A 12,893-nucleotide genomic window follows, 5' to 3' on the forward strand; every position below is an offset into this window, starting at 1 on the left:
TGCGTAAACGGCTATTCGCAGGGAAAGGCCCAGGTCCGTTTTGGCCTATTGAACGGCTGGACTGGCTGTCTTAAACTCCCGTGGCTTTGCCCTTCAACATTCAGTTTCTTCACGGGGGTTTTCGTGTCGCGTCGATCGCGTGCGTTCTCATTCATGCTCTCTGGTGTCTTGGTGCTGACGCTGTTCAGCGTTCCCAAGGCGTTAGCGTCCGCCGTGCCTGCCTCCAAGCCCCCCGTGCCCGGCCTCGCGGCCCGACCGTGTTTCGGCCAGCATTGCGGCGAAGCTTTGCGGCAACCGTGTCGAAGTCGCTGGCGAGTTGTCGGAGACGACCCGGGTCTGGGCGGAGCCGAACGGTTCGATGAGTGCGGATCAAGGTCTTGGGATCGCCCGGTTCCGGCGCGATGGCAAGTGGGTCGATGTCGACCTGACGCTGGAGCACAAGCCGGATGGCACGGTGGCGCCCAAGGCGCATCCGAAGGACTTGAAGCTCGCGGGAGCCGCTGGCGCGGGGACGCATTCTCTTGCCGCCGTTGGTGATCCGGGCAAACGCCTGGGGATGAGCTGGGCGGGGAACCTGCCGAAGCCGGTGCTCGAAGGCACGAAGGCGACCTACGCGGACGTCAGGCCCGGTATTGATCTGGTGATTGAGACTACGCGGACCGGTTTCGAGCAGCTGTTCATCGTAAAGAACGCTGATGCGGTACCACATGTTGAGGGTGTTCGTGCAGCGTTGAAGCTCGATGGCCCTGCGCCTGTCCGTGATGCGGAGGGTGGCCTGTCGTACAAGGATGAATCTGGCAAGGTGGTGGGGCGGACCCCGGCGCCGCTGATGTGGGACGCGGTCAAAGACCCGCTGACCGGCGACCCGGTCAACGTGAAGCAGGTCGGCATCGACGTCACCACGGCGAAGGCCCGTGGCGGCAAACCCGAGGTGAAGCTGAGCCCGGACATGCTGTGGCTGAGAGATCCGGCCCGTCAGTTCCCGGTCACGATCGACCCCTATCAGGTGCCAACGTTCTACGGTTTTGACACCTACACCCAAAACGGCATCAACTATGACCTGTCTTCGTCGAGCGAACTGCGCATCGGCTCACAGAACAGCGGAGTGACGCAAACACGGTCTTATGTTGACGTGCATGCCGGTGGGCTGCATGGTTCTGTTATCCAAGCCGCTTCTCTCAAGCTTTGGCAGACCGGCGGCGTTTGCAGCGGGAGTGTTGGTGGCTGGCAATCGTTTAGGCCGACGGCCAGTGCCTACTCGGGCACGCGGTGGTCCAACCAGCCGGGGATCGCGGCATATGACGGCACGTCGACCCAATACTCCTGCGGCGGCTGGGTTGAGATCGATATCCGCGGCAACTACCAGTACGCGGCCGACCAGGGCTGGCAGTTCTTCACCGTCGGTTTGAAGGCGGCCTGGGAAGACACCAACTCCTTCTTTAAGATCTTCAGATCCGTGGAATCAGGCACCTTGCCGCACGTTTCGCTGACCTGGAACGAACCTCCACAGGTGTCGAACCTTTCGACCAACCCGTCGACCGAGTGCAAACTCGGCACGGAACGTCCGCACATCTCCTCGCTGACGCCACGTTTTTCGGCAGCCGTGTGGGATAGCGACAACTCAGCGTCCAATCTGCAGTTCGAGTGGTGGCCGGCCGGCGGGACCGCAGCGATCGGGTCGGCGTCATCCAACGGTGTGCCATCGGGATCTTCGGGTTCGGTGGACGTGCCTCCTGGAGCCTTCGTCAACGGGCAGAACTATTCGTGGCGTGTGCGTGCCGTTGACCCCTCTGGCTCGCCTGCAGGCAGCTGGTCCTCGTGGTGTGAAGTGACGACCAACATCGACAAGCCTGGCGCACCGCTGGTGTCGTCAAAGGACGGTAAGTATCCGGCGGTTCCGGTCGACAACACGTGGGGCCACGGCGGTTACGGCCAGGCCGGAGTGTTCACGATAACGCCGGCGGCTGGCACCAATGATCTGGCATCGATCGTGTATCAGCTGGACAACCAAACCTCTCCGACGACGGCGAACGCTACCGCCGCAACAGATGTCACGATCACCCCTTCCGAGGACGGCGTCCGCACGCTGACCGTCTGGGCGAAGGACAAGGCTGGCAACCAATCTGAGCCCGCCAAGTACGTGTTCAACGTGGGCCGAGCCGGGCTGTCTCAGCCACTGCCGGGAGCCAACATCGTCAAGCGGTCCAAACTCGCGGTCGATGGCGATTCCACGTATACGAAGGTCCGGTTCCAGTTCCGGCGAGGTCCTGGTGGTGTGGAGGCCGACATCCCGCTGGGCAACCTGACGACGGCGACCGGCCAGGCCGTCACGGGAACGACTGGGCAGCCGGTCACATTGGCGGGCCTGAGCGGATACGCGAACTGGACGGCCGTCGATACTCTCGGCACGATCGGTGGTGTCGCCCAGGTCCGCGCCAAGATGTACAAGGACAACAGCTTTTCGGCGAATCTGAGCGTGACGCAGCCTTACAGCGGTCGCTGCCTTGATCTCGCAGGCGGCGGCACCGCCAATGGCACACCGATGCAAATCTGGGATTGCCACGGTGGCGGAAACCAAAAGTTGGAGTACAAGACGGACGGCTCCATCGTCAACCCGCAGAGTGGCCGTTGCCTTGACCCGCTGGGCGGCACCACGACCGATGGCACGCGAATTGGACTGTATGACTGCCACGGGATGATCAGCCAGAAGTTCGAACAGCGAACCGACGGCTCGATCTACCACCCCTACAGCGGCAAGTGTTTTGACCCTAACGGCGGCACGACGACCAACGGAACCTTGATCGTCCTCTACACCTGTCATGGCATGATCAGCCAGCAGTTCACCCCGGTCGAGGCGGCGTATAACACTCAGTGGATCACCGTCAACGTTGATCCCAACGCCGATGGGGCAGCGTCCACTTCGGTCGGTCCTGGCTCAGTGAACCTGCTTACCGGCGACCACAGCCTCGCCGCGACGGACATCGACGAGTTCGGCCTGTCCGTCTCGCGGTCGGCGTCGTCCCGTGTGCCCGACCACGGGTGGACGCCACAAGGTGAGCGTCTGACGCCCAACCAGCAGCAGGTGTCCACGGACACCACCGGTTTCTCGAATTACAGCAACATCGTGGACCTCGTCCGGGTGACCGATCGTGGCCAGGGATCGTCGACCGACTCGCTGCGCGTGACGCCGGTCGCCACGAAACCGGGCTGGATCAACGAAGGCGACACGTTCAGCCAGATCGGGGCTCTGAACCTGACCACGCTCGGCGTGACGGCTGGCAAACGCTACCGCTTCACGGGCTGGATCTACGTTCCGGCAGCGACCGGCTTGAACCCGACGGACGCGCGCGGTCTGCGACTTACCGCGCATACCGAGGGTCCATACGGCGTTACGGGCGCTCAATCGGTGAAAGCCGGGTGGGTGGATGGCTGGCAGGAACTGTCGGTGGACTTCACCGTTCCCTCTAACGCCAACTACGCGTTCGTCCGCTTGTATAACGGGTTCAATTTCGGCTCGGGCAAACAGGTTTTCTACGACAACTTGTCGTTGCGTGAGCTTGTCGCGCCTTTTGGTCCCTCGTGGCGTGGCGGTGCTTCGGATGCGGTGACGGCGAACGAGTATCAGTCGCTGGAGTTCCCCTCAGCTGACTTGGCGAAGGTGAACATCGTTGGTGGGACGAAACTGACATTCGCCCGAAGCGCTTCGGGCTCGTTCTTCCCGCAACCGGGCGCTGAGGCGCTGACGCTCACGAAGATCGACGACAGCAAGTACCGGCTGTCCGAACTCGACGGTACCGTCATGGAGTTCGCCAAACCTAGCGGTGCCAACGCTTTATGGTGACCGCGACATGGACCACTCAGTCCGATTCGGTCAGCCGCTACGTTTACGACACGACGGACAACCGTACGCTCATCAAAAAGGTCATTTCCCCGGCACAACCCGGCGTCGGCGATTGCACCGCAGCTACGCCAGCCGCGGGCTGTGAAGTCTTGGAATACTTCTACGCCAACGACCGTGTCGACTCGCTCAAGCTCTGGTCATGGGATCCGGCGGCTAACGCGATGGCGAGCGTCACCGTGATGACCTACACCTACGACACGAATGGCCGTCTCATCGAGGCGACCGATCCGCGGACGGGTCTAAAGACGATCTATGGATACGACAACGACGGCCGGGTCACTTCAGCGACCCCGGCTGGGCAACTGCCGTGGCGGTTCGAGTACGGCGATGTAGATCCTTATAAGGGCGAGCTGCACCGCGTTCTGCGCTCTTCACTAGTCCCGGGGACTAATGATCAGCTTGGCCCGGACAACATCACGCGCATGGTGTACCGGGTTCCGGTGACCCGTAACGAAGGTGGCCCGTACGACCTCGATTACAACGCCATCAGTTCCTGGGGCCAAAAGGATCTGCCGACCGATGCCACAGCCGTGTTCGGCCCCGAAGACGACCCGTTGGCACAGCATGCGACGTCTTCAACGCCGGGTGCGAATGGCTATCCTTTCGCGACCGTCCACTACCTGAACGCCAACGCCCAAGAGGTAAACACCGCAACACCTTCGGCGGCGGGGGTCAATGGTGGCAACATCGACTCCAAGCAGTACGACCGCTATGGCAACGTGGTCTGGTCACTCGAGGCGACAAACCGCTCCATCGTCCTGGGGCACCACCCGTCCGCCGCAACGATTTTGGCGGGCCTCAACCTGACGTCGCTTTCGACGTCCGCTCGCGCGGACCAGCTTTCGACGCAGTCGGTGTTTTCCTATGACGGCAAAGATCTGGTCCAACAGACCGGTCCAATCGCGGACGCTGTGCTGGAATCCGGTGCCAAGGTGCAAGGCCGCCCGCGGACCATTCAGACGTACGACGAGGGCAAGCCGGATGGCCAGGAATACCACCTGGAAACCAAAGAGGAGGCCGGGATAGTCGTCGCTGGCCTGGAAGGGTTGCAGGACAAGCGGACTACGATAACCGGTTACGACGCCGTCAATGGCAGCCACTCCGGCTGGGCGCTGCGCAAGGCGACCAAAATTGTCGCAGACGCGGGTGGGGAGAATCTCACCGCGTATACCGTGTACGACTCGGCAGGCAAGGTGCTCGAATCTTGGGGCATCGAACAGACCGCGACCAATGGCGCTAAGGAAACCATCTATTACACCGCAGGTGCGCAAGCAGCCTTGAGCGAGTGTCAGAACAAGCCACAGTGGGCGGGCCAGCCGTGCGTGACGCGGACGCTGGGCCTTAGCCTCCCCGTTCGCTGGGTCAAGTCATACAGTCGATACGGCGACGCTGCGATCGTCCGTGAGACCAGCGGCACCACGTGGCGGGAAACGACGACGACGTTCGATACGGCCGGGCGCGTTAACACCGTCTCTATCGACTCCAACGATTCGTCCGATGTGGACGTACCGATGACGACTACCCTGTATGACGCGACCAACAGCCAGCCGGTTTCCGTTACGGCGGCGGGTGTCTCGACCCTTACCGAGTACGACAAGCTCGGCCGCGTGGTGAAATACACCAACGCTGACGGTGGTGTGACGATATCCAAGTTCGACCGCTACGGTCGCCCAGCCGAAACAACTGACCCCACGGGTGTCGTCACCTACGCCTACGACCGGGCGATCGAGCCGCGCGGGATGGTTACTTCGATTACGGACAGCACAGCGGGCACGTTTACCGCGCGCTACTCACCGGACGGGCAGCTGACTACAGTTGGCTTCCCTGGTGGCATCACCCGTACCGACAAGCTGGACACCAACCTCGAGCCCAAGGCACGTGAGTACCGGCTCGACGGGTTGGCCGACCCGATCTACGCGGAGTCGATCGTTGAGAACGCGCATGGTCAATGGGCTGAGCATGTCTACACCGGCGGTACAAAGCAGTTCGCGTATGACCGGCTGGGCCGTCTAACCAAGACAGTCCACACCTACGACGGACAGTGCACGACCCGGGCGTACGAGTTCACGGGAACGGAAGGCAAGCGAACCAACCGGACCGCGAAGAAGATCTGGCTGGCGAGTGCGGGCGGCGCGTGCACGGATACCGCAGGAACGCCTTCGGAAACCCTGTCCTATACGTATGACGCAGCCGACCGCATTACCGGCGGCTACGAGTACGACGCGTTTGGGCGCACGAAGGTCATGCCGGGTGGACTGACGAACACCTTCTACGCCAATGACATGGTCGCCTCGCAGACGCTGGGAGGCACGACTCAGTCGTGGACACTTGACCCGGCGATGCGCCTTCGTGCGACCACGGCCGGCTCGGTGACAAAGGTCAACCATTATGACGGATCAACCGACAGCCCAAAGTGGATAGCCGAAGGTAGTGCCTGGACCCGCTTCGTGGAATCTCCCGAAGGCGACTTCGCTGTCAGCACCACGCATCTCGGCGCCAAGACGCTAAATGCCACCAACCTGCATGGAGACGTCGTCTTCACGCTCGACCTCGCCAACCCGCAAGCCGGCCCGACTGCGGCCTTCGACTACGACGAGTTCGGTATTCCAACCACAGGGAATGCTGGCCGCTACGGCTGGCTCGGCGGCAAGCAGCGTTCGGCGGAAGCCCTGGGCGGTGTTGTCCTCATGGGCGTCCGGCTCTACGCGCCCTCCCTGGGCCGCTTCCTGTCCGTCGACCCTGTCGACGGCGGATCCGCCAACGCGTACGACTACTGCTACGCCGACCCGATCAATTGCACCGACCTTGACGGCAAGTGGTCCTGGAAGTCGGTCGTTTCCAAGGTGGCTGTTGTCGCATCCGTCGCGGCTATTATCCCCGGTCCCATCGGTACCGCCGCAGCCCTCGTTTCCGCCGGTGCGTATGCCGCGACCGGCAACTACAAACAAGCCGCCATCATGGCCGGCACCGCTGCTCTATCGTTTGTGGGTGCCGGAGCCGTGGGCGTCGTCGCCGCCAATTCGATCCGTGGCGTGGCTAACGTTTCGAAACTGACCAAGTTCGGTGCCAGCTATTTTGGCTCAGCCACGAAGGCGATGGCGAAGTTCAGCCAAGGTGTCAAGTGGGGCGCGGGCAAGCTGAAGACGGCGAGCTCCCGCGTCAACGAGTGGATTGGCAAGAAGGCATTCGAAAGTAAGTGGATCGGCGGGGCTAGCCGTTTGTTCGGCAACAAGGGTGCTGGCAAAGGCGTCTCGCCGGGGATCTTGAATCAGCCCGGCAAGGTCGGCCCGCGCTTGGGCTGGAGCATCGGCCCGCGTCCCGGTGGATACGGCTGGGTGTTTCGTGCCAGGTTCCCTAACCTCAAGAAGTGGGATATTAAGTACGGTCCGCGGGTTTAATGACTTCCATGGAGAGTGAGTTCGCGACGAGGCTTCGGCGCTTGCTTCAGTCGGTGGCGGGACGAGCCGCCATCGACTGGCGGCTCAGCCCTCAGGGTGTTTCGTACGTCGAAGTGATGCCTGCGAACCCACGGGCGCTTTCGTTCAGCGTCGCCTGGAGTTCCCACGAGATCGTGATTGGATTTGCTGGCGCGGACCGTATCGAGCTGGGACCGCCAGACGAGGATGCGGACCTTGCCCTTCAGGCTGCTGAAGCAATCCTCACGGGGCGAGGGGTGCATGGAAGGCATCACGGGACGGTTTGGGTAGCGCTACAGCTGTCTGGTGGTGAGACACTGAGTACGTTGCCACATCGAAAAGTTACTCCTGCAGGCGCGTTAGAGGCGTATTAGTAAAGCGGGCTTCCCCTGCTCGCCGAACGCCAAGGTTCTCGTGTATGCCGAGCAGGACGACCGGGTCAACGCGTTCTTCACCGAGGCTGGTCAACGTTACAACGCGCGGGTGGCGGCTTAGGCGTACACAAAGATGATTGTATCTATCATCATGACTAGATGAGCGATGAGCAACGGTTAGCGCAGCTGGGTTACAAGCAGGAACTGCGCCGGAAGCTTTCCGGCTTCAGCAATTTCGCCATCTCGTTTTCCATCATCTCGATCCTGGCCGGTGCCATTACGTCCTATGGCATCGCCATGACCGCGGGTGGGCCGCTCGCGATCACGCTCGGGTGGCTGTTCGTCGGGGGAATGGTCATCCTGGTGGCACTGGCCATGGCCGAGGTCTGCTCGGTTTATCCCACCGCGGGCGCCCTTTACTGGTGGTCGCACGCGCTAGCCAAACGCAACAAGGCCGCCTGGGCCTGGTTCGTCGGCTGGTTCAACTTCCTCGGCGAAGTCGCTGTCACTGCCGCCATCGACTTCGGTGCCGCGATCACGACGTCGGCGTTCCTCAGCCTCACCCTCGACATCGAAGTCACTAAGTGGCTGGTGCTCGGCGTCTTCCTGATCATCATCACCGCGCACGGACTGCTGAACACTTTCGGCGTCAATCTCGTGCGTATCCTGTCCGACGTTAGCGCCTGGTGGCACCTGGCCGGCGTGGCCTTCATCGTCGGCGTGCTGGCGATCATTCCGGACCAGCACAAGCCACTGTCCGAAGTGTTCTTCGAGGTGCACAACGCGACCGGGTTCACGTTCGCTGGCGCGGGCGTCTATGCCGTGCTGATCGGTTTGCTGATGGCCCAATACACCTACACCGGGTACGACGCGAGCGCGCACGTGGCCGAGGAAACACTCGACGCGGGACGGGCCGCGCCGCGCGGAATCGTGATGTCCGTTGTCGTGTCGGTGATCGCTGGTTTCTTCCTGCTGACCGCGATCACGTGGTCGATTCAGGACTATGAAGGCGCACGCACCACCGCCCTAGGTTTGCCGCCCGCGCAAATCTTCATCGACGCGACCGGGCAAACCTGGGGTTCCGCACTGCTGTTCGTTTGTGTGGTGGCCCAGTTCTTCTGCGGGATGGCTTCGGTAACAGCCAATTCCCGGATGACGTTCGCCTTCAGCCGCGATGGTGCGCTGCCGGGTTCGCGGATCTGGCGCAAAGTCAACCCTCGCACTGGTACGCCGACGAACTCGATCTGGCTCTGCGTCGTGTGCTCGACGCTGCTTGTCTTGCCGTCGCTAGTGAACACAACCGCCTACTTGGCGGCCACTTCCGTCGCCGTCATCGGGCTCTACATCTCTTATGTGGCACCGGTTTTGTTGCGGCGGCTGCGCCCGGACTTCCAGCCCGGGCAGTGGCACCTCGGCAAGTGGAGCCCGATCGTGGGCTGGCTGGCGATCGTGTGGGTCGGGATCATCTGTGTGCTGTTCGTGCTGCCGACGGCGTGGCCGATCACGTTCGCCAACTTCAACTACACCATCGTCGCGGTGATCGTGGTGCTCGGTGGAGCCTGGCTGTGGTGGATTCTCGGCGCCCGCAAGTGGTTCACTGGCCCGTCGTTCAAACAGGACTGACGCGCGTCACCGGGGTGCGGGAGACGGCCGCACCCCGGACAGGTGGGCGAACACGATGATGTTGTCGGCATAGGACTGGGTGGCCGTGTTGTACTTGCCGCCGCACGTGACGAGCCGCAACGTCGCGCCATCGGTCGGGCCGTAGACGCGTGCCGTGGGGAAGTTGTTCTTCGGGAACTGTTCCACCGAGTCGACGGTGAACAACGCTGAACTGCGGTCCGCGCGCACGACTTCGATCTCGTTGCCTGGGCGAATCTTCGACAGATAGAAGAAGGCCGCTATCCTATCCTTGGAATCCACGTGCCCGAAGATGACGCTCGGGCCGTTCTCACCCGGGGTCACACTGTGCCGGTACCACGAGGCGCGATCGGCTGTTTCGTAGGGGGGAGTTTCCACCCGGCCATCTCTACGCAACCCGATCTTGTCAATCATCACCCACATCGAGATCTTCTTGATGATGATTTTGTACGGCTCCGAGCGCCGCATGACGGGAAGGGAAACGGGTTTGGTGATCGGGCTCGCCAGCGTCATCACCGGGTCAGGTAAGGGAGGTGGGCCTCCTGAAGCGGGCACTCCCGCTGGCCGAAGGTGCAGCACACCCCAGACGGCCAGCAGGATCGCCGCGAAAAAGAAAGCCCACCAGGTGCCTCTACGCACTTTCGTCGCGCCGCCTTCTCAGGAAGAGAACGACCCCCATTCCACCAGCCATCGTTAGCGCGCCGACACCCATGAGGCTGAAGCCAAAGCTGCCGCCGCCACCGGTCTCAGCCCCGCCGCTCGGGGTGGGCGTCGCGCCGCTTGGGGAAGGTGTCGCCGTAGTCGGCGTGCCCGGGCAGGTGTGGCTCAGGTTGAACGTCGAGCCGACCTTGCCGTCCGGCGTGATCTGGGCCGTTCCGTTGAGGAGCGTGAGCCCGGCTGGCGACGTGGAGACGTAGGCGTGCTTCTCGACCATGCCAGCGTTGTCGAAGTAACCCGACCAGCCGGGGCCGGTCGTGGGGTTGTTTTCGTCAAAGCTCGTGATCGGGCCAACGACGAGACCACCGGAGAAGTTCAATGTCATGGTGGCGAAGCTGTCGCCCTGCGACGCCGGCAGCACGAAATGCCAGCCATCGCTGTTCGCCAGAGTCGGGAACGGCGAGTTGCAGTCCTTCGATGGGAACCCGGCTGCCGTTGAATTCTGATGCGCCGGGTTGAGGTTGGCGAGGCTGAAGGCCATGGCTGGCGAGGCCAGCATGACGGATGTTGCTGTAGCTATTGCGGTCGCGATGATGAGCCGACTGATGCGCACCGGAACCCCCCGATGTAATGGTTGGGCATTTTGGACAAATACACCCAACCATTACATCAGTCGATCTTCGTGGATTGACCCGGCGTGTCTACTTGGTTGAACCGTCCAGTACCGATAGACGCTGGCGGTACTCGGTCTCGTCGATCTCGCCGCGGGCGTATCGCTCAGCGAGAACCGTGCGGGCCGAGTGTGAGTGGAAGTAGTGCCGGCGACGGCGCCAGAAGAAGCCGCGCAGCACGCCAAAGAAGAGGATGAAGAAGCCGATCCACAGGAGTGGCGCGAAAATCCACCAGCCGCCACCGTGGTGACCGTAGTGATCTGTCGCTGCTGCAAGCAAGGTATCCATGACCCAACAGTCGCGCGCGGAACCTTCGGAAACGTCGTCTGGGAGAAGGCATTCGGGCCTACTCCGGCGGGAGTATCACTCGGTCCAGCCGGGCCGCACGAGCCCCGATTCGTAGGCCAGCACGACCAGCTGAGCGCGATCGCGGGCACCAAGCTTGATCATGGCGCGGCTCACGTGCGTTTTCGCTGTGAGGGGGCTGACCACGAGACGGGCGGCGATCTCCTCATTGGACAGCCCGAGCGCCACCAGGCCAACGATTTCACGTTCACGTTCGGTGAGGCTTTCGAGCTGTGTCACGGGACGGTTCAGGGGGCGGGAGCGGCTGGCGTATTCGGCGATCAGGCGGCGGGTCACGCCGGGCGACAGCAAGGCCTCGCCCGCGGCTACGACACGCACCGCTTTGATCAGGTCGGCTGGCTCGGTGTCCTTGACCAGGAACCCGGCCGCGCCATCGCGTAACGCTGTGAACACGTATTCGTCGAGCTCAAACGTCGTCAGCACAATGACTTTCACGTCTGGCAGCACTGAGGTGATTTGGCGGGTCGCTTCCAGACCGTCCATCTTGGGCATGCGGATGTCCATCAGCACCACGTCAGGCCGCGTTTGCTGAGCCAGCTCCACCGCCTCCGCGCCGTTGCCCGCCTCACCGACGACAGTGATATCCGGCTGGGCATCCAGCAGAGCCTTAAACCCAGCCCGCACTAAGGCCTGGTCATCGGCGAGCAGAACACTGATCACGGCGTACCCCTTAAAGGAAGGGCGACAAAGACGGTGAACCCGCCGGCCGGGTCTGGCCCGATTTCTGTGGTCCCGCCAAGCGCGGCCGCTCGTTCGCGAATCCCGGTCAGCCCGCTGCCGTCGCCGTCAGTGTGCACCAAGGCGGGCCCAGCGTCGTGAACGCCGATCAGAAGGGCCCAGCTTGACTGGTGCACATGGACTTCGGCCGTGCGGGCGGCACTGTGCCGGATGACGTTGGTCAGGGCCTCCTGCACGATGCGATAAGCGGCTAGCTGCGTACCCGCTGCAACGTCAGAGGCTGACCCGGAAAGCGTGAGCGTCACCTCCAGGCCCGGCATGCTGCGCACCAAATCGCCGAGCTGGCTCAGGTCGGGCGCGGGAGCCAAGGGCGCTTCGTCGGAACGCAGCCCATGCAGCACCGTGCGCACTTCGTCTAATCCGGACTTGCTGGCCTGCTTGATGGCGACCAGAGCGCTGCGCACTTCCGCGGGATGGGTGTCAATCAGTTCTAACGCGACCGAGGCCCGCACCGTGATCAGGGAAAGGCTGTGCGCCAAGACATCGTGCAGTTCCCGGGCGATCCGCAACCGTTCCTGCTCCTCACGCCGGGCTTGTTCTTCTTCACGGCGGCGCCGTTCTTCGATCCTGAGCTGGCGGAACGCCCCGATCCGGCGACGGCGGTTGTCAGCGAACTCCGCTATCGCTCCCGCGAGCACGGCATAAGCGATCCAGCGCGCCTCCTCCCAAAACGTCCCGAAGGCACGAAAGTGAAGCAGGCCCAGCCCCAGCCAGCCGACCGACAGCCCAGCTAACGAGGACCACGCGGCGATGCGCCTATCGTGCGTCACGGCGTAGATGACGGCGACCAGGGTGCTGGGAACGAACGGGCCGAGGGGGAGCCCCAAGGCGATCCCGGCGAAGGTCACGGCGGCCACGAACCCGACGCGCTTGGGTGCCAGGAGCAAAATCGCGGGCCCGGCCAGCAAGAGCGGGAAGCCCCAGGGCTCGACATGCGCGAGAGCACCGGCGATCACCTGGATAACCGCGAGCATGATGGGCCAGGGCCGGCGATGTCTCACCTACGAATGATCGCCGATCGGCATGATCAGTGCATCAGACGCGCTGAGTATCCGGCCCTACTACAGCGGGCGTAAGTTTCACTCCCGTCACATAGAGATTCGGATAACCCGGGGGTAACATCGGCGGG

8 protein-coding genes are annotated in these 12,893 nt (G+C 62.6%); 3 read left to right on the plus strand and 5 right to left on the minus strand.

What is annotated here, in order from left to right; all coding sequences use genetic code 11:
* Nucleotides 1-358 precede the first annotated feature (358 nt).
* The 3 genes from A3E1_RS44450 to A3E1_RS0105470 all read left to right on the plus strand — a co-directional run bounded on the left by A3E1_RS44450 (nt 359) and on the right by A3E1_RS0105470 (nt 9,314).
* Nucleotides 359-3,841 carry a ricin-type beta-trefoil lectin domain protein gene (locus A3E1_RS44450; protein ID WP_020519735.1) on the plus strand — a complete coding sequence of 1,161 codons (3,483 nt, stop codon included), beginning with the start codon at nt 359-361 and terminating at the stop codon, nt 3,839-3,841.
* On the plus strand, nt 3,835-7,299 hold the full coding sequence (locus A3E1_RS0105455) for an RHS repeat domain-containing protein (RefSeq protein WP_020519736.1): 3,465 nt from the start codon (nt 3,835-3,837) through the stop codon (nt 7,297-7,299). Before A3E1_RS44450 ends, A3E1_RS0105455 begins: the two co-directional genes overlap by 7 nt.
* A 551-nt stretch (nt 7,300-7,850) precedes the next feature.
* Nucleotides 7,851-9,314, plus strand: a complete 1,464-nt coding sequence (locus A3E1_RS0105470; RefSeq protein ID WP_020519738.1) for an amino acid permease — start codon at nt 7,851-7,853, stop codon at nt 9,312-9,314.
* Nucleotides 9,315-9,320: 6 nt separating this feature from the next.
* Here the strand turns inward: A3E1_RS0105470 and A3E1_RS39070 are convergent, their stop codons facing one another.
* From A3E1_RS39070 to A3E1_RS39080, 5 genes are all read right to left on the minus strand, one after another.
* Nucleotides 9,321-9,971 carry a class F sortase gene (locus A3E1_RS39070; protein ID WP_020519739.1) on the minus strand — a complete coding sequence of 217 codons (651 nt, stop codon included), beginning with the start codon at nt 9,969-9,971 and terminating at the stop codon, nt 9,321-9,323.
* Nucleotides 9,964-10,602, minus strand: coding sequence for an LPXTG cell wall anchor domain-containing protein (locus A3E1_RS44455; protein ID WP_020519740.1), 639 nt, complete (start codon nt 10,600-10,602; stop codon nt 9,964-9,966). The genes A3E1_RS39070 and A3E1_RS44455 overlap by 8 nt, the downstream gene beginning before the upstream one ends.
* Nucleotides 10,603-10,690: 88 nt before the next feature.
* A complete protein-coding gene (locus A3E1_RS0105485; RefSeq protein WP_020519741.1) occupies nt 10,691-10,948 on the minus strand; it encodes an SHOCT domain-containing protein in 258 nt (85 codons plus the stop codon).
* Between the two features lie 75 nt (nt 10,949-11,023).
* Nucleotides 11,024-11,686 carry a response regulator transcription factor gene (locus A3E1_RS0105490; RefSeq protein WP_020519742.1) on the minus strand — a complete coding sequence of 221 codons (663 nt, stop codon included), beginning with the start codon at nt 11,684-11,686 and terminating at the stop codon, nt 11,024-11,026.
* Entirely contained in the window at nt 11,683-12,765 is a 1,083-nt protein-coding gene (locus A3E1_RS39080) for a sensor histidine kinase (protein ID WP_157631323.1), read from the minus strand. The genes A3E1_RS0105490 and A3E1_RS39080 overlap by 4 nt, the downstream gene beginning before the upstream one ends.
* Nucleotides 12,766-12,893: the final 128 nt, after the last annotated feature.

Origin of the sequence: Catelliglobosispora koreensis DSM 44566 (assembly GCF_000379685.1) — a bacterium.
Classification (GTDB): Bacteria; Actinomycetota; Actinomycetes; order Mycobacteriales; family Micromonosporaceae; genus Catelliglobosispora; species Catelliglobosispora koreensis.

Bases quoted from the DNA above. Each gene is read 5' to 3' on its own strand.
- A3E1_RS0105485 (WP_020519741.1), bottom strand. From the start codon at position 10,948: ATGGATACCTTGCTTGCAGCAGCGACAGATCACTACGGTCACCACGGT.
- A3E1_RS0105455 (WP_020519736.1), top strand. From the start codon at position 3,835: ATGGTGACCGCGACATGGACCACTCAGTCCGATTCGGTCAGCCGCTAC.
- A3E1_RS44450 (WP_020519735.1), top strand. From the start codon at position 359: ATGAGTGCGGATCAAGGTCTTGGGATCGCCCGGTTCCGGCGCGATGGC.
- A3E1_RS0105470 (WP_020519738.1), top strand. From the start codon at position 7,851: ATGAGCGATGAGCAACGGTTAGCGCAGCTGGGTTACAAGCAGGAACTG.